Origin of the sequence: Salipiger aestuarii, from assembly GCF_003259905.1 — a bacterium.
GTDB classification, from domain to species: Bacteria; Pseudomonadota; Alphaproteobacteria; order Rhodobacterales; family Rhodobacteraceae; genus Salipiger; species Salipiger aestuarii.
Window position 1 is genome coordinate 17,005 of the sequence record NZ_QLMG01000009.1, and the last position, 21,538, is coordinate 38,542.

Sequence of the window (21,538 nt, forward strand, 5' to 3'; positions counted from 1 at the left end):
CCAGCTTCGGCCAAGGCAACGGTCAGGCCCCGCAATAAGCTAGGCCGTTATCAGGTTCAGACAGGCAGCTTGGGAGGGAATGGATCAAGCGAGGGAATCGCGCCAATCGGGATCACAGGTCCCGCGACCGGGATGACAACACCGAAGGCCATCTCAAGCGTCATCGCTGACGTACGAGCTACGATACCGGCCGAACTTCCCGCGCCACATGGGACCGTACACCCACCCTCGCAGGATATCCCGTCAGCAAATCCGATCGGATCGCATCCGCCGCAATGGTCGTCCGCGCTTTCGGCGCCCACCATCTGAACCATTGCTGCCTCAGCCGCATTCGCTGCCGATACATCCGGCGCAACCACGGCACCGAAGCTCAATGCAAGAATCAAAATGAGGCGAAAAACGCGGATCATGCAATTCTTATGCAAGCTTCCAGTAGGGGGAGGTCAAGAAGTATCCTGTAACATAGGCGTGACATTGCCACGTGGGTACTCACTGATTGGCCAACGGATGCCCGAGGTTGGTTTCAGGGGAAAATCTGAGGCGAGACTGCGGACTCATCCAAGGTCTGTTTCGGAGCCAGGCAGCCACCCGCATCTTTTCATGCGGGTGGCTGCCCTTGTGTCAACTTGCGTCTTTGAATTCGGTGTATTGGCCGCGCACCTGGACAGTCACGGTTGCGGGCTGGCTGTCCCGATTCCGCCAGAACCATCCGTGTTCGCCGTCAAATGCCGCGATGATCTCGCCCTCGTCGCCGGTCGAACCGCGGCCCTTTTCATAGGTCACCGACTGACCGCCGCCGTGGCCGTGCATGTCGAAATTCACCCGACCGCCATCGACCAGCATTCGGTATTCCACTGTCTGGCCCTCTTCCATGACCAGCTTCCACTCGGCGCTGTCGCCGGGTGCCAGCGTAAAGGTGGTTTCGTCGCGCCAGACTTCGGCCTCCTGTGCATGTGCCGTGCCGACAAAGAGTCCAAAGATATCGTTCATAAGGCTCGACTGCTCTTCGGCTTCGATCTCCAACAGCCTGTCGGCTTCGGCCTCCTCCGCAAGCTGGGCTTTGATCTCCCCCATCTCGCTCAGCCCGAGAACCCCGCCGATCCCGGTCGGGTCGATGTTGTATTCGGCAGGCAGCACGACGGTCACAAGGATCGCAACGGCGCTGGCCGCCGCAATGGCAGTGGAACGGATAAGCTGCGCGGAGCTGGGAAGCTCATCAAGGCTCGGTTTTTTTGCGTTAAACATTTTGGTCTCCTAACTTCTCAGGTGGCTACGAAGTAGCCGGTGATTTGCAGGCCCATGAGGATGAATCCCATGGACATCATGACGACGTTGGCGGTGTAGGCTTGGCGGAAGAAGTTTGGGGATTTCCGCCAGAATCCCATGACGATGAGGATCACGGCAAGCGCCATGATCTGGCCAAGCTCGACGCCCACGTTGAACGCCAGAAGATTGGCCAGCAGCCCGTCCGAAGCGATTTCATACTCTAGGATTTTCGTGGCCAGGCCCGTGCCGTGGAAAAAGCCGAAGATCAACGTTGCGGCCTTAGTGTTCGGCTGGAACCCGAACCAGCGCTGATACGCCCCGAGATTGTCGAGCGCCTTGTAGACGACCGAAAGGCCGATGATCGCGTCGATGATGTAGGCGTTGATGCCCCAGCCGAACCAGACACCGGCCAGCATAGTGGACGAGTGCCCGAGGGCGAAGAGGCTGACGTAGACGCCGACATCCTTCATCTTGTAGAGGAAGAAGACGACGCCGAGCAGGAACAGGATGTGGTCGTATCCCGTCACCATGTGTTTGGCGCCGAGATACATGAAGGGAATGATGTTGATCCCCCAGATTTCTTGGATGTAGCCCGCGTCACCTTCGGTGACATTGTGGGCAAACGCGTGGCTTGCACTCAGAACGAGTGCCGACAGCGTTATTAAGGACAGGATCACGATCCGGCGTATGCCGGGATCGGTCCAGCCCCGGTGGACTATATTCATGGATTTGACTCCGCATATGTGTTGATGATCGAATGCAGCGCGCTGTTGGCACGCAGTCGGTCAGACGCGCGGAGGTCGTTCGATTTGGTATGTCTGTAAGGTGTTCGACGTGGCCGACCTCAAAGGCCATGCGGCTCTGTAAATATCGAGCGGGTGCGGCGATCGGTCGGGGCCAGGCACAACCGCCTGACTGTGATCGTGATCGACGCTGTCATGGTTGTGTCCATGCATGGCCCAGGCAAGGTCTTCTTCCAGTCCATGCGAATGACCGTGCTCAGCAATCATTTCTGCGTGCTCTTGGAGGACGCTGAAGACTGAGGGCGCGTGCGAGGTTGCGGGCACCACAGACCAGAGAAGTACGGCTAAACATAAGAGTGTCGCAAACGCGGCGTTTACAACTGTCCTCAAGGTTTCCATAGGTTCTGCCCGTCTGCCCGTCTCTAGCGTGGTGCGTCGTGGCACCATCTTGTTCTATCCTCCCGGGGGGGATAGAACTACTTTATGACAAAACATCCAGTCCATGCAACCCATCCCGCCCTTGTCGCCCGGCTGAAACGCGCTGACGGCCATTTGCGCGCCGTGATCGAAATGATCGAGGCGGGCAAACCCTGTCTGGAGATTGCTCAGCAGATGCAAGCGGTCGAAAAGGCCGTGACGAACGCCAAGCGTGCGCTGATCCATGATCACATGGACCATTGTATTGACGTTGAAAGTTCTGAAACTGATCGCGCAGAGTTGCGGGCGATCGCCCGATATCTCTGAGGCCGACCATGCTCGATATTCTCTCCGACCGCACTTATCGGCACCTCTTTCTGGCGCAAGTCGTAGCCCTTCTGGGTACCGGACTCGCCACAGTCGCACTCGGCCTGCTCGCCTTTGATCTTTCGGGCGACGGGGCGGCGCTGGTCCTCGGCACAGTCTTCACCATCAAGATGGTTGCTTATGTGGGCATCGCGCCCATTGCAGGGGCTTTCGCAGACCGCGTGCCGCGCCGCGCGCTTCTGGTGATGCTCGATCTGGTGCGTGCCGGTGTCGCCCTCGCACTGCCCTTCGTGACCGAGGTCTGGCAGGTCTACGTCCTGATCTTCCTTCTTCAATCGGCTTCCGCCGCCTTCACGCCGACCTTTCAGGCCACGATCCCGGACGTTCTGCCCGAAGAGGCGCGCTATACCCGCGCGCTGTCGCTGTCGCGGCTGGCCTACGATCTGGAAAACATCGTCAGCCCGACGCTGGCGGCCCTTCTGCTCGCGGTGATGTCCTACAATTCACTTTTCCTCGGAACGGTCCTCGGTTTCGCCGCATCGGCCCTTCTGGTTGCTTCGATCGTGCTGCCGAGTCCCCGCCCATCCGAGCCGCGCGGTGTCTATGACCGCACAACGCGCGGCATCCGCATCTATCTGGCCACGCCGCGCTTGCGCGGGCTCTTGGCATTGAACCTCGCGGCGGCGGCGGCAGGTGCGATGGTGCTGGTCAATACCGTCGTTCTTGTGCGCGGCTCGCTCGGCCTTTCGGAAAGTGCTCTGGCCTGGACGATGTTCGCCTTCGGCGCAGGGTCGATGATCGCCGCGCTGGTCCTGCCGCGTGTTCTCGATGTGTTGCCGGACCGGCCCGTTATGTTCGGCGGAGCCGCGCTGATGGTGGCTACTCTGGTCGGTCTGGCGTTGACGGTCCTTGGAGCAGGCCTTGGCTGGTCCATCCTTCTGACAGCCTGGCTGCTAGTGGGGTTGGGGTATTCCACCGTTCTCACCCCCTCGGGCCGGTTGCTGCGCCGTTCCGCCCACGCCGGGGACCGCCCGGCACTCTTCGCGGCGCAATTCGCGCTGTCCCACGCCTGCTGGCTTGTGACCTATCCGCTGTCGGGATGGCTGCTGACGGTCTATGGTGTCGTTCCCGCACTGATCGGACTGGCCCTCATCGCCGCCTTCGGTATGCTCGCAGCGCTGAAACTCTGGCCGTCCGGCGATCCCGTTGAGCTTGAGCACACCCACAAAAATTTGCCACTCGACCATCCCCACCTAAGGGGACATCGCAGGCACAGCCATGCCTTGATCATTGACGAGAGCCATCCTCGCTGGGCCACGCATTTATAAATCGCAGCAAGAGACGAAGACTGGACACGGGCGGTTCGTTTTCATCTGTGCGGACATTCGTGCTTCGAGCAACATTCGTCAAACTGGGCTAGATGCGCGAATTCTCTGCAAGTTTGGCGGACAGAGGCGTTGACTCTAGCTGTCGCGTTGCCCTTAAATCTGAGACGAGACGCTTTCGGCATCGAGTTTTGCCCTTAATTGCGAGATTCGGCTGTCATGGGGACTTTGCTTCTCGCGCGCCTTTGCGCGATGTGATCGACCGCGGCTAGCAATCGATGCTCCTTCTCGAAGGCGCGTAAGAGAGCAACCCTGGCAAAGTCGTCTATGGCGAAGCTGACGATGGCTGCCTTAGCCAAGGGATGAGATCGCGCGGCGGCGATTGCGGCAAGGCAAAACAGCCTCACTTCTGGTCTGTGGCTTTGAAGAGCGAACAACGGCTCCCCGTGGCAGCCCTTAAGTGACATGGAAAAGGTGACCGCGCGCATTGCGCGCCGAAGTTGCTTGGGGCTTCGAGATCGCGCGGCGCACTCAAGCATCCCTGCCCCGCGGCGCGCTCGGTAAATCAGTTTGTCGGGTAATTGTTCGTCACCTGTTTTACCAAGTGTCTGCACAAGTCTCGTCCCGCAAACTTGACAGTCGAATGCCCAGGCCCGCCTCCAATGCCTGAGCGAAAGGCCCTCTCGGGAGCATTGCAGACAATGCTGGAATGGCATCTGGGCCGTCAGCGAGGCTTCTCGTGGCGTCATCGCCGGAAAGGCCAAAGATCGCACGACATCTGGGGCGACCCGTGCGGCATTGCCAATCTTCTCTGCCGCAGCCGCGTCGATGCTGAAGTCCAAGGCGGTGCCATGCGTGGTATCGATTTCGATATGAGCCAGCAGTTCCGCGTCATTGCAGTAGTTGGCCGCAGCCAGCCGGGACAGCCAACCTGACAACAACTCGTCTGGCAGCGGCGCGACAGTCTTGGGCAGCGAACGCGGCTTCACAGCCCGGTCATCTCAAGCCGCCGATGGGCGTTCGCATGGCGCGACCAAACCGGGGTCCATTTTGCGATTGCGTCATCGGCGATGCATTCATCACCTGTGACAATGGCGTCGATGGAAAGATCCTTGATCAGCGCGAAGATGCGCGAGGTCACCCCACCGGTCAGCGCAAGTATCTGCTTGAGTGACTTGACCTTCAGATTGGATTTCTTCTCGAGGGGCATTGCCGCGATGAGTGTCTGGATCATGTCCGAGAACTCGGCATCGTCGCGCCAGTTTGGGAGGTGATGTTCGTCCAACCGCCTGGCTAACTGGATATCACCACGGATGGCATCGACGGCCTCGCTGACCCCGAGGCAGACCAGCGATACTTCGAGTTCATTGCTGAGATACCGTAAAACATTGAGAAAGCGGCGCTGTTCGCGGTGGGTCCCGGCCAAAAGGTTGTGAACCTCGTCGATCATGATCATCCGCAGGCCAAGGTCACGCAAGAGCGCGATGACACGGACTTCGAGGGAAGCCACATTTTGAGCGCGAGCGCTCAGTGCCGTCGCCGGGGCGCCGACGGCGGCCAGGATGTGCAGGTAGAACCGCCGTTCATCAGGCGCGGGCGGCGCTTGCAACAGCAGAAGCGGTGTGCGGGTGATGCCCGACGCCGGATCGTATTCTGGTGCGTACTTGCGCGACAGGTTTCGGGCAATCATCGTCTTTCCAATCCCGGAGGCGCCATGCACAAGAAGCCCAGGCATACGGGTTTGTCGTGGCGCTTCGATCATGCCCTGCAAGCGGTCCAACACCTGTTCCGCCCGTGGAAAGCCGATCCAGATATCCGATTGAATGAGGGCGATCCGGCCGTCTTCTTCAGTTGTCCCTGCCCTCAATTCACCATCTCTCCACCTTGAACAATGGGCGCGATGTATCACCCGTATCGATCGCTCGCAGCCCTTCGGTTGACGAGACGGCCGAGTTGGCACCCTCCAATGTCCCTTTTCTTTCACGGGTTCTGCGTTCGGCCTTCGTTAGGCCCCGGCTTTCAGCTTCTATCTGGCGTTGCTGTCGGATCAGCTCAGCCAGAACCAGCTCATTGGACCCGGACGCGCCAAGGGCACGAGCCTTCCTCATGGCTTCGCGATATTCCCAGAGCGAGACGGGCGGAATCTCGAGGTTTCTGTACCGCGCCTCAACATACCGGCCATCGTCCAGTTCAACCCAGATCATTGAGATATCACGAGGATCGTAGCGAACGACCACCTTTCCATCCCCGCGCCCGATGTGGCCTGCAAGGGCATCGGACCAATATCTTATCTGGAACAGATGGATGCCGTCACGCCTGATCTTGCGCAGTTCGCTCGGCAGGAAACTCACCTGAAAGGCTTCGATATCAAATGGGATGTCGCCCGTCATTTGCTCTGAGAGCGCCTCCCATTTGGCAACGGGCGTGCAGCCAAGACTCGAATGAATGCTGTTGTTGTAACGGCAGATTTCCAAAGCAAACCAACGATCGAATTCGCTCAACGTCATCGTGGCCATGCCTTCGGCATCATAGTCGCCCTTGGTCGCGATCGAGGATTGCGTTGTTCCCGGCAACAGGTGGACGGCCCCCATCATCGTCCCGATCAAACGTTCGATGTGACCTCCGAAGTGAGGACTTCCCGGCGGCCGATAGACCAGATCGATCCCCCATTCCGCGCATGCCGAACGAAAGGCCCGCGACCGGAAATCGCGGCCATTGTCGACGTGGAGGCTGAGCGGTTTGCCCTGTGCGGGCCAAGGAATATTGCACGCCAATTCCGTCAGAAGTTCCGCCTTGGGGGCCACCGCCTGTGTCAGGCAAAGCGCCACTGACAGTCGCGAAGGCGCCTCGAGAGAAGTGTAGTATCCGGTTACCATCCGCGTTGCGATGTCGATCGCCAGCGTGACCCAAGGCCGCCCAATTGGTTGGCGTTCAAAGCTGTCGACAAGAATGATGTCCGCCGGCGTATGATCAATTTGGACGATCTCCAGTGGCACACTGGCCTTGTTCTCACCTGTGACCGGCGCAAATTTCTGGCGGGCAACCTTTGCGCCCTCTCGTGCCTTCGCAACTTCGCGGGCATCCATCGCATCCAGGCGACGCTGAACCGTCCGCCGTGTCGGCGCCTGCAAGCCCTGTTGCCAGCACACACTGCGGATTTCTGTCACGACGCGCGACAGGCTCGAACGCTCCCGGCGCAAAAAATAACGGCGAAGGTGCTCTTCGATCACCGCTTCGACTTTGCTGGATATCAAGAGCGTCCCGGTCGGGCGGCCCCGTTTCCGCGGCGCCAGAGCGCTGGTGCGCCCACCCTCTTCCGCCAACCGCTTTATCCAACGCCAGACCGTCGCCCTGCTGACACCAAGCTCCCAAACGGCGTCATTGATGCCACTTTCCAGACTGCCAGTCCCTTTGAGAAAGGCCTGAACAAGGGGACGCAGCACCGCGGCTCTGCGCGCTTCTTCAGCACCAACGGCAACGGAGTCTTCGCCATCATCATCCATCGATATTTGCCGCAAATGTCTGTGAACCCTGTCTCAGGTTTAAGAGCAAAAATATCGGAATTAAAGGCAAAATCTCATATTTAAGGGCAAAGCACAGCTGTTGATTTCGTTGGATTTCTCATCTCACAATTAAGGGCTACGCGACACCGGTCTACCAATAAAATACTGGCGTGCCATATCTGTCAGTCCGTAACGCGAGATGTAATCGAGTGCGACGTCTGATAGCGTCACTTTCGACTTCATGAACGCCTCCCCTAACAAGTTCCGCTGACAGATTTATCTGGAAGAAGTAAACAAAGAATTAAGCTGTTCTTTGCTACCCCCGACACAGCGTCTGATGATCTGCCTGATGCCATAACGGGCGGATGACAGCCTCCAGCCTTGAAATATCAAACCAATACCCAGTGGGGCAGAGACGCCTCATATAGTCAGCATACCCCCAAAGGGAGATGTGGTGAAGGGTGACGTTCTCGGAGGAAGTGTGGCTTGCGGTGGCCATCGGGTTTCTCGGTAGGGTCGGGTAGTGACCACCAACCTGAACCGACGGTTGAACCCGATAGCCAAACAGATGATGAACCTGCGCGGTCTCGTGGAAAAGAGCGCCGATACCGACCTGCTCCGCGAGATGACCGGCTTTGCAGCCGAGCAGCTGATGGACCTGGAGGCCGGCGCCAAGACGGGCGCTGACTATGGCGAGAAGAGCGTCGAGCGTCTGGCGCAGCAGGCTACATCGCACGGGGCGGACAGATTCTGGATGCGTCACATGATGGACAAGCAGGCTACGGATAGCACTTGGCGAGATCGGTTGCATTCAAAAGCCGCAGGGCAGTTCCAGCCCAGTGTTGAGAAACCTGCGGCGGGCATACTCTCGCTTCATTTTGTCGTGCAACCCAGTTGACACACCGGCACTGATGATCGGCAATCCATATCGGCAAATTCTTTCAATTTCTTTATGGAAACCCCTATGTTACATAGGAACTTCAGGCAGAAAAGATCGGCAAAATGTTGGAAACACCCGGCAGAATCGAACCGTGTTTCTTCGAAGAGCACATCCCCGCCGAACTGGCTGACCTTTCGGTCGACATCCAGAGAGAAGCGGCGCAGCTAGGACAAGGGTTGCACCCGGACAGTGCGGCGGAACTTGCGGACCTCATCCGCGTGATGAACTGCTACTATTCGAACTTGATCGAAGGCCACAACACACGCCCGCGAGATATTGAGCGCGCCCTCGCCGGTGCCGAACTCGAAGAAGAGACCCGCCCGCTTGCCTTGGAAGCCCGGGCACATGTCATTGTTCAGCGGGCCATTGACGAGATGCATCGGGCTGGCACTCTACCTCGGCCCACATCCGTTGAATTTCTCACATGGGTGCACAAGGCCTTCTACGACGAAATGCCTGACGAATTTCGGGTGATCGAGCATCCCGATGGAACCAGGGAACCGATCATTCCAGGGCACATGCGCCAAGAGGGCGACAAGGAAGTGGCAGTGGGGCGCCATCTCCCCCCTTCTTCGTCGCGCGTCGCCGCGTTTATGGATCACTTCGACAAGCGATTTCAGATCGCCGCGCGGTCCTCGAGCGGACGGATCATCGCGATCGCATCGGCACATCACAGGCTGAATTACATCCATCCATTCCCGGACGGTAACGGACGCGTCAGCCGCTTGATGTCGCATGCCATGGCCCTGACGGCCAGGATTGGAGGTCAAGGACTGTGGTCTGTGTCGCGCGGGCTTGCGCGCGGGTTGGCGGATCGCGGTGAATACAAGCGCATGATGGATCTCGCGGACAGCCCGCGTCGTGGAGACCGCGACGGGCGCGGCAACCTATCTGAAGCCGCGTTGAAGACCTTCTGCGAATGGTTCCTGAAGGTCTCGCTCGATCAAATTACGTTTTCCACAAAGCTGTTTGACCTCGCTGGACTGGAAAAGCGCTACCGGCGCCTTGTAGAGGACACCGTCGATGACAAACGTGCGCCCGAACTGATCTCGGCCGTCCTTCGGCATGGCGCGCTTGAGCGTGGCGACGCGCAGATTGTCCTCAAGACGTCTGAGCGCACCGCACGCAACACGCTTAGCAAATTGACCTCTGCCGGGTATCTGACCTCCGCTTCCCCGAAAACCCCCGTAAGACTGGCGTTTCCCTTGGACTACCGCGAAAGGCTTTTCCCCAACCTGTTCGCCGATGGAGATTTGCCGGAATGATGCAAGTCAAAACACTTGTCCTGACCGTTTCGCAAACGGGTCGGTGAACAACCAATGGACTACAAAGTACGGATCACCGTTGGGAGATACCCGCGCGCACGCGACTTCCTGTCCGACCTAGCACAATTGAAGGCCTTCCGCGGCGAATATGCCGACCCCACGCTGCTGGAAAGCCTCGAAGAACTGGGACTCTTGCCTCCGCGCATCCGTCTCTACTGGCCCGATCCCACGCCCGGATCGCCGGCATGCAAAGTGACCTTCAGGGAATGTCGGTTGCGGTTGAACAAGTGGTTCGTGCCCTGGGCGGACAAGGCACCCAGCTTTCGAAAATGTTCCGTGACCTATGGGATGGGACCGAGGTCGGGCGGATCTTAAAGAAACAGAAAACCTTACTGAAGCGCGGCCTGCCATTTGAAGACCTGCTCGAAGAGATAGACGCACTCAGGGGTAACGGTGGAGAACATGAAAAAGCGGCGGACCTCATTCTTGCGACGCGTATCCTTGGCTCTGTCCACCACGCCGTTCAAATCGAAAATCAACTGGAACTCGAGCAGCTGTTGGTCAGGGTGCTCCGGGCCGCGACATTGACCCACGCGTTGCTGAAGCCTGTCGATGCCTCCTAAGAACCCGCACTCATGCCCGCATCCAGCAGCTGCTCGCGATCGGGAAGATCGCGCAGGTTCTCCAAACCGAAGGCGACCAGGAACTGCTCCGTGGTCACGAAGGTATAGGGAGCGCCGCGCCGAGGCGACCTTGGCCCGGTCCCGATCAGATTGCGTGCATGCAGCCGCCCGATCAGGTCACGGCTGATCTCCTTGCCGAAGATGTCCTTCAGTCCGTCGCGGGTGATCGGCTGATGGTAGGCGATAGCAGCCAACACTGCGACGTCGAATTCACTCACGTCCAGAAGTTGGTCGCCGACATCTGCCGCAGCGCGGATCACGGGCGCGTAGGCCGCCCGCGTCCGGAACATCCAGCCGCCGGTGACTTGAGCGATCTCGAACGCCCGCCCCTCCAGATCGGCGGCGAGGTCCTCGACCAGCAAGTCGACTGAGGCCCCCTGCCCCACGATCCGCGCCAGATCTTTGCGCGGTACAGGGGAGGCAGAGGCAAACAGCACCGCCTCGATCCGCCGCATCCATTCGCGCCAGCGGAGGTCTGGCGGCAGCTCTGCCAGTTCGCGGTCGATGTCTGCTTCTCGTCGATCCTTGGCCATCGCTCAGACCCCGTAGAGCCGGAAGGTGTCGCGCCCGGTCAGCTCGCGCACAGTGCCGAGGTCGACCAGCCGGTCGCAGAGACGCCGCGCGGAACGGTCCGGCAGGGGTAGGGCCGAAGGCGCCACGGCATCGCGGGTCAGGAACATCTCGACTGCGTCGCCCGCGCCTTTGGCCCGAAGCTTCGGCGCGACAGCTCTCAGGTGCGTCGCCTGACGCGTGAGGTCGACGGCGATACGCGACACTTCGACCGCCGATGAGACGATTGCGCGATGACAGGCGACGCGAAGATTATCGCCTTGCTTGCGCAGGTCGGCCCGTTTCAGGCCTGGGGCCAGCAGCGGGACAAGATGATCCCAGCTGAGCGCCTGCGCCAGAGCCGCGTCAGCGAGGACGAGCGCCGACACGTCGGATCGCGGCGTGTCGGTCAGCACTGCTTCCAGCACAGTCGCGGCACGGGCCACGGGCGCCCCTTTCCCCGCATCGAGCCACGTCCCGATCTGGCCCGGCTCGAAGGCCGACAAGGCTCGTCCCAAAGCCTTGATCGACACCGGCCGCTCCACCGCACGCCGCCAGACGAGGCAGGTTTCACCGGCCGGCCCTGGCAGATCGCCGGGGCGCAGAAGGTGCACCGCGTCGCGCAGCTCCCCTGCCCTCTCTGGTCGGCCAGAGAACGCGAGACAAGCCTCCGCTGCGCGCAACGCCAGACGGTCACGCAACAAGGCTTGCGGCACCTCCGAGTGCCCCAACACAACATGCAGGTGGTTCAGCGCGGTGCCCGACAAAAACGCAACATCCTCAAGGGTTTCAGCGCGTTCAGAGGTGACCCAGACGGGCATCCGGGGTAGCGTGTCGAGGTCGATGGAGTGGTCCGGTCGGGCAAATGTCATGCCCGTAGCCTACACTCACGCGGCGCTTCCTGCCAGATAATAGCGCACGAACCGCCCCGCCTTGTAGCTTTCCGTTATGTCCAATAAGTTTGCATTATCGGACATCAAAATATATGCTGGAAAGCAGTTCAATTTCATTACTGGATTCACTGAAAAATGGCCTCAGAGGACGAAAAGTCGACGTCATCAAACTCTGGTGCGTTTAGTATCGCTCAGAACGGCGACAGCGATCAAGAGAAAAGCGACAGCATCGCCCTGCCCGCTCATGTCGCCGGTTCCGGCAATCTCGATCGCCTGGTTGACACGGCCCGCGACTATGCGCGCGCCGCGGCCTCCGACAACACGCTAAAGGCCTACGCGAAAGACTGGGCGCACTTTGCGCGCTGGTGCCGGATGAGGGGCGCGGAGCCCTTGCCCCCCTCGGCCGAGATGATCGGGCTCTATCTCGCCGATCTCGCCTCCGGGTCGGGCCCCTCCCCTTCGCAGTCGGCGTCTCGACCCCTGTCGGTCTCAACGATTGACCGCCGCCTGTCGGGCCTCGCCTGGAACTATGCGCAGCGCGGCTTTGCCCTCGATCGCAAGAACCGCCACATCGCCACGGTGTTGGCCGGGATCAAACGCAAACACGCCCGACCGCCGGTGCAAAAGGAAGCAATCCTGGCCGAGGACATACTCGCGATGGTCGCCACCCTTCCTTTCGATCTGCGCGGGCTACGGGATCGGGCCATCCTGCTGCTAGGCTATGCTGGGGGCCTCCGACGCTCGGAAATTGTCAGCCTCGACGTTCACAAGGACGACACGCCGGATTCTGGCGGCTGGATCGAGATCTTCGACAAGGGCACCCTGCTCACCCTCAATGCCAAGACTGGCTGGCGCGAGGTCGAGATTGGCCGCGGCTCCAAGGATCAGACCTGCCCCGTGCATGCGCTGGAGCAATGGCTGCACTTCGCGAAGATCGACTTCGGTCCGGTCTTCGTCGGCACCTCGCGCGATGGTAAAAAGGCATCTGAAACGAGGCTCAACGACAAGCATGTAGCGCGCCTGATCAAGCGCACGGTCCTGGACGCGGGCATCCGGTCGGACCTGCCTGAGAAAGACCGCCTAGCGCTGTTCTCCGGCCATTCGCTGCGCGCCGGTCTCGCCAGTTCCGCAGAAGTCGACGAACGCTACGTCCAGAAACACCTCGGCCACGCTTCCGCCGAGATGACCCGCCGCTATCAGCGCCGCCGGGACCGGTTCCGCGTGAACCTGACCAAAGCTGCAGGGCTGTGATGTCAGCCTTCAAGCAGATAGGCAGAAAGGTTCTGATGGGCATGCAATATGCGGATGATCTCACCCCCCTGTCCGTCCGCTCGGTAGATTACCAAATGCACTCCGCTGGGGTGGATGCGTACTGGGGATGTGAACTCGCCCCGCTCCCGAGCCATCTCTGGAAAGTCAGCGAGCAGATCGAAGAGCGCGAACAGACCATCGGTATAGCGATCCGCTTGCGCAATGCCACAGTTGCCAGCTCCATGACGCCAGATATCGGATAAGTCGGTTTCCGCTGCAGGCAGAATGACCCAACTGCTACTCTCCGACATACTTGCCGTGCATCCGAGACTTGAACGTGCTGCGATCGAGTGGGGCTGCGGTGCCGCTAGAGAGGCCAAAATCAATAGCATTTTGTATCTCTGCGATCGCCTCACGTCGCGTACGGTCGCGCCGGATAAGGTCGCGCACATAATCGCTGGAATTGGCATACCGTCCGGTTTTTGCCTGATCTTCGACCCAACTTTTCATTGGGTCCGGCAATGAAATATTCATAGTGCCCATTATGGTCTCCTTCCAGTTTCCGACAGAAAATATGGCAAAGTTTGCCATACTGCAAGAGTAGCCACACACTCGGAACCAAATGGTCGTTTAGTAGTGATAGATAGAACTGCAAAAAGACTGTTTTGATGCCCCTGATCGGTTATGCCCGCGTATCGACCGAAGATCAGACCCCCCTGCCCCAGTCGCAGGCCCTGAAATCCGCAGGCTGCGCCGAAATCCATGAAGAACAGGCCTCGGGCGGCAATCGTGCGCGGCCGGTGCTTGCGCGGGTGTTGGAGCGCATCGGCAAGGGCGACACGCTGGTGGTCGTGCGGATTGACCGCCTCGCGCGATCCCTGTCGCATCTGCTGGAGGTGATCGAGCGGCTGGAGGCCAAGGGTGCGTTCTTTCGTTCCATTCAGGACCCGATCGACACCGGATCCCCGCAAGGCAAGTTCACACTGCAGGTTCTGGGCGCCGCGGCCGAGTTCGAGCGGGCGCTGATCCGGGAACGTACCAAGGCGGGGCTGGCGAGCGCCCGTACCAAGGGCCGGGTCGGCGGGAACCCTGGACTGCGGGCCAAAGACCCTGCTGCTCTTCGCAAAGTGCGGCTGGCGCGACAAGACGGCTACATGGAGCGTCTGAACGAGACGGCACAAGATTGGGTGCCCCATGTGCGCCGGTTGCGACCCGACTTGGCCTGGGAAGACGTGGTGCGCATCATCAACGGCCCATTGCCCGAGGCGCGTCGCTGGACCCAAAGCCGTCTCTTGCGCGCTGTGAATGCCTATGTCCGCGACGGCTTCCTGCCGGCCGAGGTGCTGGCCCGCGCCGGGCGCCGCGAAACCGGCGACCGTCTGCCCGCCATCGTCGCCGGCATCAAGGGCGCGGACCCCGACATCACGCTTCAGGCGATCTGTACCCGGCTGGAAGCGATGCGCGAACGCACACCACGCGGGCGGACAAGCTGGCAGCCTTCTTCGGTCAAGATGCTACTGGAGCGGGCTGAGAGGCTGGGGCTGCTCGATTGAGATTCCCGAGAATCGCCCATCCGATTCTGCCGACTGATTTCTGTACGCACTCACAATACATCTTGTGGTCACTACGTAGTTGGCAACGAGGTGTTGAAGTAGAGCGAGAGCGCAGTCGCCCAAGACGCTGATTTTTAACAGTTTACCGTCGACAGAAATCGGTGCCTTCAACGCCCCCAGGCCGCTCAACGGTTTGGTCTGGATTTATCCACAATATCTGTTAAGCTTTGCAAAACAATAAAGACTTGAGGGCAGTGATGAACGGGATACGGGCCTCCCAGAGATTTGAAGTCATGTCCAAGCGGCTTGGTAGTCGGTTGCGTGAACATGCGCAGGAAACCTTCCCACCGGACGCTCAGAAGGGCCTCCGACGCTTCGCCATGCGGGAAGCGGCTGAACTGCTTCGCATTAATCAGAATACCTTTCGCCATCATGTGTCAAACCTCGAAGGCTTTCCCGAAGGTGTCCTGGAGGGCGGCAACCGCCGTAGCTTCTCTGCAGAGGAGATGGTCGAGGCACAACGCGTACTTCTCGAGACTGGAAGGATCAAGCCAGAAGAACACCCGCACAGAAGACCGGGAGAGGCTTGTCAGGTCTTGACGATCTTCAACCTGAAGGGTGGTTCGGCAAAGACGTCATCTGTTGCCCATGTAGGACAACTACTGGGTCTGCGCGGCTACCGGGTCTTGCTGATCGACCTAGACAGCCAGGCAAGTCTGACAAACCTGTTCGGGGTTACTCCCGAGCTCGATCCGGATATGCCGACTTCATACGATCTTATCCGATCCGACGATCCATTGCCCGCAGCAGATATCATTCGCAAAACGAACTTCCCGACTGTGGATCTGATTCCAGCATCCATGGACATCATGGAGTACGAGTTCGAGGTCGCCTTGAGCTTCAGGCACGGCGCTACCACGTTCCATAGCCGCATCCGGGAAGCGCTTGAGCCCGTCCTCAACCGATATGATGTGGTGATATTTGACACCCCACCGCAGCTGAACTTCTCTGTGATCTCTGCACTCTTTGCATCAACTGGGGTCCTGATCCCGCTCAACGCGTCGATGCTCGATGTCATGTCGCTGGCGAGCTTTCTGGGCATGGCGAGCAACCTGATGGGCGTCGTCGAGGCACACGCCCCGGAACATGGACTGAACTTCGTGCGCGTTCTGATCACCCGCTACGAAAATACGGATGGTCCGCAGGTGCAGATCTCGTCTCTGCTTCGGACAGTCCTCGGGGATGCCGTGCTGTCTGCCGAGTTCCTGAAATCAACAGCCGTGGGTGATGCTGCGAACACCCAGCAGAGCATCTTCGAGGTCGAACCTCGCGACGTGAATCGCAGAACTTACGAGCGCGCGATCGAGTCCGTCTCGCGCGTGACCGACGAAGTCGAACGCGAAATCCTGAAAGCATGGGGGCGTAGCCATGGCGCGTAAGGTCTTCGGGGACTCACTCAAGAACGCGATGGGCAAAACGCCGCCTTCGGACGAGGATCTGGATGTGAAGCGAACGAGCCCAACTGTAGCTCGCGCACAAGCATCCGTGCTCGAAGAAGATAAACACGCCACGCGGCTGATCGACCCGACCGCCATACGGATGTCCGCGGTCATGGACCGCATCGATCCAAGCGATGGTCTGGATGAGCTTGTCTCTTCGATCCGCGAGCACGGTCAAAAGGTTCCAGTGCTGGTTCGCCGAACCCAGGACGGTGCGCTTGAGATCGTCTATGGACGCCGTCGGCTTCTCGCTTGTCGCCAACTTGGTCAGAAAGTGCGCGCCACGGTCATGGAGATGACCGACGAGGAAGCTCTCATTGCCCAAGGCGTGGAGAATAATGCGCGTCAAGACCCATCGTTCATCGAAAGGGCTCTGTTTGTCGCCGGGATCATTCGAGAACTTGGGAAAACCGACGAAACGCGCAAGAACGCTCAAACGATCGCGTATCGGGCACTTCAGATCGATGAATCGCTCGTCTCGCGGATGAACCGTATCGCTACGGGCATTCCGATGGAACTGATCCAGGCTATCGGACCTGCACACGGTGTTGGCCGACGGGTTTGGGAAAAGCTTTTCAGGCTGTGCGAGAAAGACGTCGCGAGAGCCCAAGAAATTGCCGGCGAAATCCCTCGCAACATACCGGGCCCCGACCGTCTCGAAGCGGCGGTTGCCTTGCTGACAGCCACCAAACCATCGACGCAGAAGACACATCCGAGTGAGCGCGTGAAGATCGGCCGAAAGGGCAACCGCATCACCATCGATGTGGACGCTGATCTTGTCCCTCGTGTTGAGGAGGCAGTCCGGAAGCTGGTCATGGAGCTTCTTGACCGCGGTCAAGACGGGCCAGAGTGACGACCCCGTGTCTTGACCGCGGTCAAGACATCAAAAGCAACGAGCAGAAAACGAAAGGAGGACCGGCTAGAAAAAGAAAGACCCCCCGAAAGCGATGCTTCCGAAGGGCCTCAATCAGTCTCGACACCTGATTGATACCCCCAAAACGAATCGATTTCAACACCGCTCGCGGTGAACGGGGAAGCTTTTTCTTCCGAAACACCATGAGACATGCAACTGAAACAACGACCGCCCTGGCGGAACGGATATCTCTGCCCTGCCCTAACCCCTACGAGCTTCTGGGTCCAGTTCGCGTACTGAGGAAGGAGCTCGGTCTCACAACCAATGACCTCGCCGTTCTGACCGCGCTCATTAGCTTCCTACCCCGCAAAGAACGTGAGATTCAGGACAGCCAGCGACTTACGCTCACTGTCGTGTTCCCGTCGAACGCTTCTCTGTCAGAGCGCGCAAATGGACTCGATGAGAGAACACTTCGACGCAGCCTAGGACGCCTCTCAGCTGCTGAACTAATCGAACGCAAGAACTCAGCAAATGGCAAACGCTTTCCGCTGCGGTATGGAGGCGTTATCAGAGATGCCTTTGGCATCGACCTGAAGCCCTTAATCCAGAGGTACGGCTCGCTCGCGACGCAAGCCTTGCAACTCACCGAGGAACGCGAGCGCTTGCGCTCACTGAAGGCTGAGGCGTTGGCCCTACGAACTTCGCTACTCCAACAGACACGCTTCGATGACGCAAAGCTCTCTACCCTCAACATGATCAGAAATGTCCTGCGTCGAGCAACATTAACCGTTGATGCAGTCCTGAGCGTTATCTCGGAACTTAGAGCCCTCGGAGCCGATACCGACGCAAGCTACGGTGAACACCATGCCGCAGAAAAAGCTGGTTCCGAAGATAATTTACAAGCTATCGAACACCGACGTTATGCACCAGAATCCAACGATCTGCCCGCCACAAACGGACAAAATGTCCGGCACATAGAGTCTATAAAAAAAGATATTAAAAAGATTGCGCCCTCTACGGTCAATCGCAGTGAACAAACCGCAAAAACCAACCCGACGATGAACCGAGACCCAGCACGCATGGCATGGGAGGATTTCACCCATGTTGCAGGATTTTTCCCAGAACCGCCGCGGACAGGAGAAGCCCTTACCCGCATTCTATACGAGCTCGGTCGATTGCTTAGAATAAGACAAGACGAACTTCGGTATGGCATCCAGAAAGCTGGCGCGGGAAAACTGCTTCTCGTCTTCGACTACCTGATAGCAAGAGCAGACACGATCAAACACCCTGACGCCTATTTCGAAAGGATCCTACGCACACAACTTGCTCCCACGTGAACTTCTTGACCGCGGTCAAGAACGATCATCGAGAGGGAAAGGATTGTTGGTTTGAGGGTGACGGGAAGTGAGATCGGGAGAGTGGCTTCCGACGCCCGTCGTGGAGAACATCTGATGACGAAAGCTGTCCAGAAAATCACCCTGTCCCCGTCCCGGGATATCCCTTTCGACAAGCTGGTGCTGAGCCAGTCCAACGTGCGGCGCATCAAGGCTGGCGTGTCTGTCGAGGAACTCGCCGAAGACATTGGCCGCCGCGGCCTCTTGCAGAGCCTGAGCGTGCGGCCCGTGTTGGCTGAGGATGGCACCGAGACCGGCAAGTTCGAGATCCCGGCCGGTGGCCGCCGGTTCCAAGCGTTGTCCCTGCTGGTGAAGCAAAAGCGTTTGGCGAAGACCACGCCCATTCCTTGCATCGTGCGGGATGCTGCGTCCGACATCCTGGCCGAGGACGATTCCCTTGCAGAAAACATGCAGCGCGTCGCCCTGCACCCGCTCGACCAGTTCCGTGCGTTTGTGGCGCTGCGGGACAAGGGTCAGAGCGACGCAGAGATTGCTGCCGCCTTCTTCGTGACGCCGCAGATCGTGAAGCAGCGCTTGAAACTCGCCTCCGTCGCCCCTGCCCTGCTTGAGGTCTATGCCGAGGATGGCATGACGCTGGAGCAGCTCATGGCCTTCACCGTGAACCCCGATCACGCGCGTCAGGTTCAGGTCTGGGATGTGATCCATTCATCCTGGAACAAGGAGCCATTCCAAATCCGGCGCATGCTGACCGAGACCTCGGTCCGGGCGTCCGACCGGCGCGCGATCTTTGTGGGTGTTGAGGCCTACGAAGCGGCGGGCGGCACGATGCTGCATGACCTCTTTCAGGGCGATGACGGTGGCTGGCTCGAGGACCCTGCCCTGCTCGATCGGCTGGTGACGGAAAAACTCCAGGCCGAGGCTGAGACGGTTGCGGTTGAGGGCTGGAAGTGGATCGAGGTCGCGCTTGACCTGCCCTACGGCTACAGCCACGGCCTGCGGTCTCTGTCTGGTGATCCGGCACCGATGACGGATGACGAAGGTGCAGCTCATGCCAAGCTGCTCGCCGAGTACCGAGCGCTCGAGGAGGAATACGCGGATCAGGATGACATCCCCGACGAGATCGACACGCGGCTTGGCGTATTGGAAACGGAGATGGAAAAGATCGAGACCCGGCCGTTGATCTTCGACGCGGAGGAGATCGGGCGGGCAGGGGCGTTCGTCACGCTCGACCGCTACGGCGCGCTGGCCGTCTATCGCGGCTATGTGCGGTCAGAGGATGAGCCTGTTGAGGAGACCGCGGTCCAGGATGGTACTGATCCTGCGGTAGCGGGGCAGGGGGATGATCGTGGTCTCGCCGATGGCCATGGCAGTGCCGCTCATGGCGGAACCGTCATCATGTCGGGTGGCCAGCCGATCGGAGCTGACTTGCCGGAGGATGAGGACGACGGGGCGTTGAAGCCGCTGCCCGAGCGGTTGGTCATGGAGTTGACGGCCCACCGGACGCTGGCTCTGCGTGAAGCGATCGGGCGCTCGCCGGATGTGGCGTTGACGCTGCTGCTGCTGAAGCTGGTGACGGACACCTTCCGCACCTCCTCAGCTTCGGGCAGCTGTCTCGAAGCCTCAGTGCGTCAGGTCTACATGTCGGCGCAGGCGCCCGATCTGAAGGACAGCGTGGTGGCGAAGCTGGTCGACGAGCGTCATGCGGAATGGGAAGCCGATCTGCCGCTTGGCGATGATGCAGCGCTCTGGGACTATCTGACGGTCCTCGATCAGGGCAGTCGGTTGGCCTTGCTGGCGCATTGCCTCAGCTTCGGCGTCAACGCGCTGCATGAGAAGGTGAACCCATACGGTGCAGGCATCTCCGCTGGCGGTCTGACCCGGCGGATGGCGCATTCCGATCTCGTGGCGCGTGCCACAGATCTCGACATGGTCGAGGCGGGCTGGGAGCCGACCGTCGACACCTATCTCAACCGCGTGCCCAAGGCCCGTATCCTCGAGGCCGTGCGCGAGGCGAAAGGGGAGGGGACTGCCCAGCTTCTCGATCACCTGAAGAAAGGCGAGATGGCCAGTGAGGCCGAGCGATTGCTGAAGGGCAGCGGCTGGTTGCCCGAGGTGCTGCGCCGGAACGATCTCGTGGCGCTGGACGATGAGGACAGTGCCGAAGGGCAGGGGGTGGATGTCGAAGTGGCTGACAGCGTCAGTGAAGCTGACCTTCCCGCATTCCTGACGGATGACCTGCCTGCTCAAGGTGCGTCGATGCTGGCCGCGGAATAACGTGATCCAGCGGGGGGGCGGGGATTCCGCCCCCAATCACCCAATAGAGTAACAATATCAATAAGATGAGTGCGAATGCTCGCATTCGGAATGAGGAATCATGTCTGCAACAACCATCATCGACACCGCGCCCCTTGGGGCGCTCATTCGCTACACCGACGGTAGTCCCAAGCCGCCGGCACGCTTCACCAAGAAGCTGGCGGCCTGGGAGCGCTCGAACGGCGTTGGCCGTCTTGTGAAAAAGGAGCCACCCCGACCTTACCCGACATGGACGGCTCCCGCGTCGTTCACGCTGCATGAGGGCAATTTCTCCTCGGACGGGGTGATCCTCGTCACCATCATGCGCAGCCATTCGGCTGACAGCACCCTCGTCTTCGAGGTGGCCGAGGATCCGAAGCCCGGGCAGGTGCGCGTGCTTCTCGACTTCAGCGGCAACACCGAGCTGCTGCATCTGGCGGAATCCATCACCGCGGCCGAGCTTTGGATCGCCAAGGAAGGATACCGCAACGCGCGGCTTGAAATCGTCGGCGATGAACAGGGCGAAAGGGCAAGGGGCGCGGACCTGGCCGCTTGAGCCCAACTGAAACCGAGGGGCCCGCCAAAGTTCGGGCCTCTCATCCATCACAACCCTGTCCTTTGAGTTCGCGGGGCACCAAAGGATCCATCCCCAAAGAAGAAGTCTTCAACCAAGAGCGTGGCCGGGAGGCTGGCGGCGTTCCAAACATCAGCGGGACAACCGGCTCCTGATGTTGGGGGACCATCCCCCGCTCGCCATTCCCTTCCTTGGCCCGAATCCCGTCTTCGAGATCAACCCGCGAGGGGTCGGACTACGGGCAAGCCCG

20 protein-coding genes and 1 pseudogene are annotated in these 21,538 nt (G+C 59.6%); 12 read left to right on the forward strand and 9 right to left on the reverse strand.

Translation table 11 applies throughout. The features are described from left to right. Positions 1-621 precede the first annotated feature (621 nt). Positions 622-1,245: a hypothetical protein gene (locus ATI53_RS06845; RefSeq protein ID WP_037929504.1), complete on the reverse strand. Its 624-nt coding sequence runs from the start codon at positions 1,243-1,245 to the stop codon at positions 622-624. A gap of 17 nt (positions 1,246-1,262) precedes the next feature. Next, a complete protein-coding gene (locus tag ATI53_RS06850; RefSeq protein WP_067293076.1) occupies positions 1,263-1,991 on the reverse strand; it encodes a HupE/UreJ family protein in 729 nt (242 codons plus the stop codon). 501 nt (positions 1,992-2,492) lie between these two features. Here ATI53_RS06850 and ATI53_RS06855 point away from each other — a divergent pair. Then, positions 2,493-2,753 carry a metal-sensing transcriptional repressor gene (locus tag ATI53_RS06855; protein ID WP_007120627.1) on the forward strand — a complete coding sequence of 87 codons (261 nt, stop codon included), beginning with the start codon at positions 2,493-2,495 and terminating at the stop codon, positions 2,751-2,753. An 8-nt stretch (positions 2,754-2,761) separates the two neighbouring features. Further along, the gene (locus ATI53_RS06860) at positions 2,762-4,081 is read left to right on the forward strand and encodes an MFS transporter (RefSeq protein WP_067293074.1); all 1,320 of its coding nucleotides are present in this window, start codon (positions 2,762-2,764) and stop codon (positions 4,079-4,081) included. Between the two features lie 194 nt (positions 4,082-4,275). Here ATI53_RS06860 and ATI53_RS06865 read toward each other — a convergent pair whose 3' ends face one another. From ATI53_RS06865 to ATI53_RS06875, 3 genes are read right to left on the reverse strand one after another with little or no spacing between them, the layout of a single operon-like run. Continuing rightward, positions 4,276-5,067, reverse strand: a complete 792-nt coding sequence (locus tag ATI53_RS06865; RefSeq protein WP_037932134.1) for a TniQ family protein — start codon at positions 5,065-5,067, stop codon at positions 4,276-4,278. Beyond that, a complete protein-coding gene (locus tag ATI53_RS06870) occupies positions 5,064-5,945 on the reverse strand; it encodes a TniB family NTP-binding protein (protein WP_037932131.1) in 882 nt (293 codons plus the stop codon). Before ATI53_RS06870 ends, ATI53_RS06865 begins: the two co-directional genes overlap by 4 nt. A gap of 1 nt (position 5,946) precedes the next feature. After that, on the reverse strand, positions 5,947-7,581 hold the full coding sequence (locus tag ATI53_RS06875) for a TnsB C-terminal domain-containing protein (RefSeq protein WP_111550019.1): 1,635 nt from the start codon (positions 7,579-7,581) through the stop codon (positions 5,947-5,949). A 556-nt stretch (positions 7,582-8,137) separates the two neighbouring features. Here ATI53_RS06875 and ATI53_RS06880 point away from each other — a divergent pair. From ATI53_RS06880 to ATI53_RS06890, 3 genes and pseudogenes are all read left to right on the forward strand, one after another. Then, positions 8,138-8,305 (forward strand): annotated as a pseudogene (locus tag ATI53_RS06880) (IS256 family transposase); the annotation flags it as partial. 278 nt (positions 8,306-8,583) lie between these two features. Then, positions 8,584-9,786 (forward strand): Fic family protein, encoded by a 1,203-nt coding sequence (locus ATI53_RS06885; RefSeq protein ID WP_111550020.1) that lies wholly within the window; start codon positions 8,584-8,586, stop codon positions 9,784-9,786. A gap of 245 nt (positions 9,787-10,031) precedes the next feature. After that, positions 10,032-10,409 (forward strand): hypothetical protein, encoded by a 378-nt coding sequence (locus tag ATI53_RS06890; protein WP_111550021.1) that lies wholly within the window; start codon positions 10,032-10,034, stop codon positions 10,407-10,409. Here the strand turns inward: ATI53_RS06890 and scpB are convergent. Both scpB and ATI53_RS06900 read right to left on the reverse strand, forming a co-directional pair. Continuing rightward, positions 10,406-11,002 (reverse strand): SMC-Scp complex subunit ScpB, encoded by a 597-nt coding sequence (gene scpB, locus ATI53_RS06895; protein WP_111550022.1) that lies wholly within the window; start codon positions 11,000-11,002, stop codon positions 10,406-10,408. The genes ATI53_RS06890 and scpB overlap by 4 nt on opposite strands. A 3-nt stretch (positions 11,003-11,005) precedes the next feature. Beyond that, positions 11,006-11,890: a DUF1403 family protein gene (locus tag ATI53_RS06900; RefSeq protein ID WP_111550023.1), complete on the reverse strand. Its 885-nt coding sequence runs from the start codon at positions 11,888-11,890 to the stop codon at positions 11,006-11,008. 156 nt (positions 11,891-12,046) lie between these two features. On the opposite strand from ATI53_RS06900, the gene ATI53_RS06905 reads away from it, so the two are divergent. Further along, the gene (locus tag ATI53_RS06905; protein ID WP_111550024.1) at positions 12,047-13,162 is read left to right on the forward strand and encodes a tyrosine-type recombinase/integrase; all 1,116 of its coding nucleotides are present in this window, start codon (positions 12,047-12,049) and stop codon (positions 13,160-13,162) included. Positions 13,163-13,164: 2 nt separating this feature from the next. On the opposite strand, the gene ATI53_RS06910 is transcribed toward ATI53_RS06905, so the two are convergent. Both ATI53_RS06910 and ATI53_RS06915 read right to left on the reverse strand, forming a co-directional pair. After that, on the reverse strand, positions 13,165-13,554 hold the full coding sequence (locus ATI53_RS06910) for a type II toxin-antitoxin system RelE/ParE family toxin (RefSeq protein WP_311135981.1): 390 nt from the start codon (positions 13,552-13,554) through the stop codon (positions 13,165-13,167). Beyond that, positions 13,460-13,705, reverse strand: a complete 246-nt coding sequence (locus tag ATI53_RS06915; RefSeq protein ID WP_111550026.1) for a type II toxin-antitoxin system ParD family antitoxin — start codon at positions 13,703-13,705, stop codon at positions 13,460-13,462. Before ATI53_RS06915 ends, ATI53_RS06910 begins: the two co-directional genes overlap by 95 nt. A gap of 125 nt (positions 13,706-13,830) precedes the next feature. Here ATI53_RS06915 and ATI53_RS06920 point away from each other — a divergent pair, with 125 nt between their 5' ends. The 6 genes from ATI53_RS06920 to ATI53_RS06945 all read left to right on the forward strand — a co-directional run bounded on the left by ATI53_RS06920 (position 13,831) and on the right by ATI53_RS06945 (position 21,270). Then, positions 13,831-14,715 (forward strand): recombinase family protein, encoded by an 885-nt coding sequence (locus ATI53_RS06920; protein WP_111550027.1) that lies wholly within the window; start codon positions 13,831-13,833, stop codon positions 14,713-14,715. Between the two features lie 293 nt (positions 14,716-15,008). Then, positions 15,009-16,154, forward strand: a complete 1,146-nt coding sequence (gene repA, locus ATI53_RS06925; RefSeq protein WP_157729110.1) for a plasmid partitioning protein RepA — start codon at positions 15,009-15,011, stop codon at positions 16,152-16,154. Next, the gene (locus ATI53_RS06930) at positions 16,144-17,067 is read left to right on the forward strand and encodes a ParB/RepB/Spo0J family partition protein (RefSeq protein ID WP_111550028.1); all 924 of its coding nucleotides are present in this window, start codon (positions 16,144-16,146) and stop codon (positions 17,065-17,067) included. The genes repA and ATI53_RS06930 overlap by 11 nt, the downstream gene beginning before the upstream one ends. Positions 17,068-17,270: 203 nt before the next feature. Continuing rightward, the gene (locus ATI53_RS06935) at positions 17,271-18,404 is read left to right on the forward strand and encodes a helix-turn-helix domain-containing protein (RefSeq protein WP_111550029.1); all 1,134 of its coding nucleotides are present in this window, start codon (positions 17,271-17,273) and stop codon (positions 18,402-18,404) included. Between the two features lie 114 nt (positions 18,405-18,518). Continuing rightward, positions 18,519-20,696 (forward strand): ParB/RepB/Spo0J family partition protein, encoded by a 2,178-nt coding sequence (locus ATI53_RS06940; RefSeq protein ID WP_111550030.1) that lies wholly within the window; start codon positions 18,519-18,521, stop codon positions 20,694-20,696. A gap of 100 nt (positions 20,697-20,796) precedes the next feature. Beyond that, positions 20,797-21,270, forward strand: a complete 474-nt coding sequence (locus ATI53_RS06945) for a UCP036055 family protein (RefSeq protein ID WP_111550031.1) — start codon at positions 20,797-20,799, stop codon at positions 21,268-21,270. The last annotated feature ends 268 nt before the right edge of the window (positions 21,271-21,538 follow it).

Coding starts and splice junctions, on each gene's coding strand:
- ATI53_RS06845 (WP_037929504.1), bottom strand. CDS start 1,245: ATGTTTAACGCAAAAAAACCGAGCCTTGATGAGCTTCCCAGCTCCGCG.
- ATI53_RS06920 (WP_111550027.1), top strand. CDS start 13,831: ATGCCCCTGATCGGTTATGCCCGCGTATCGACCGAAGATCAGACCCCC.
- ATI53_RS06945 (WP_111550031.1), top strand. CDS start 20,797: ATGTCTGCAACAACCATCATCGACACCGCGCCCCTTGGGGCGCTCATT.
- ATI53_RS06855 (WP_007120627.1), top strand. CDS start 2,493: ATGACAAAACATCCAGTCCATGCAACCCATCCCGCCCTTGTCGCCCGG.
- ATI53_RS06860 (WP_067293074.1), top strand. CDS start 2,762: ATGCTCGATATTCTCTCCGACCGCACTTATCGGCACCTCTTTCTGGCG.
- ATI53_RS06935 (WP_111550029.1), top strand. CDS start 17,271: ATGAGACATGCAACTGAAACAACGACCGCCCTGGCGGAACGGATATCT.
- ATI53_RS06875 (WP_111550019.1), bottom strand. CDS start 7,581: ATGGATGATGATGGCGAAGACTCCGTTGCCGTTGGTGCTGAAGAAGCG.
- ATI53_RS06850 (WP_067293076.1), bottom strand. CDS start 1,991: ATGAATATAGTCCACCGGGGCTGGACCGATCCCGGCATACGCCGGATC.
- ATI53_RS06885 (WP_111550020.1), top strand. CDS start 8,584: ATGTTGGAAACACCCGGCAGAATCGAACCGTGTTTCTTCGAAGAGCAC.
- ATI53_RS06940 (WP_111550030.1), top strand. CDS start 18,519: ATGACGAAAGCTGTCCAGAAAATCACCCTGTCCCCGTCCCGGGATATC.
- ATI53_RS06890 (WP_111550021.1), top strand. CDS start 10,032: ATGCAAAGTGACCTTCAGGGAATGTCGGTTGCGGTTGAACAAGTGGTT.
- repA (WP_157729110.1), top strand. CDS start 15,009: ATGTCCAAGCGGCTTGGTAGTCGGTTGCGTGAACATGCGCAGGAAACC.
- ATI53_RS06900 (WP_111550023.1), bottom strand. CDS start 11,890: ATGACATTTGCCCGACCGGACCACTCCATCGACCTCGACACGCTACCC.
- ATI53_RS06930 (WP_111550028.1), top strand. CDS start 16,144: ATGGCGCGTAAGGTCTTCGGGGACTCACTCAAGAACGCGATGGGCAAA.
- scpB (WP_111550022.1), bottom strand. CDS start 11,002: ATGGCCAAGGATCGACGAGAAGCAGACATCGACCGCGAACTGGCAGAG.
- ATI53_RS06915 (WP_111550026.1), bottom strand. CDS start 13,705: ATGGGCACTATGAATATTTCATTGCCGGACCCAATGAAAAGTTGGGTC.
- ATI53_RS06910 (WP_311135981.1), bottom strand. CDS start 13,554: ATGCTATTGATTTTGGCCTCTCTAGCGGCACCGCAGCCCCACTCGATC.
- ATI53_RS06905 (WP_111550024.1), top strand. CDS start 12,047: ATGGCCTCAGAGGACGAAAAGTCGACGTCATCAAACTCTGGTGCGTTT.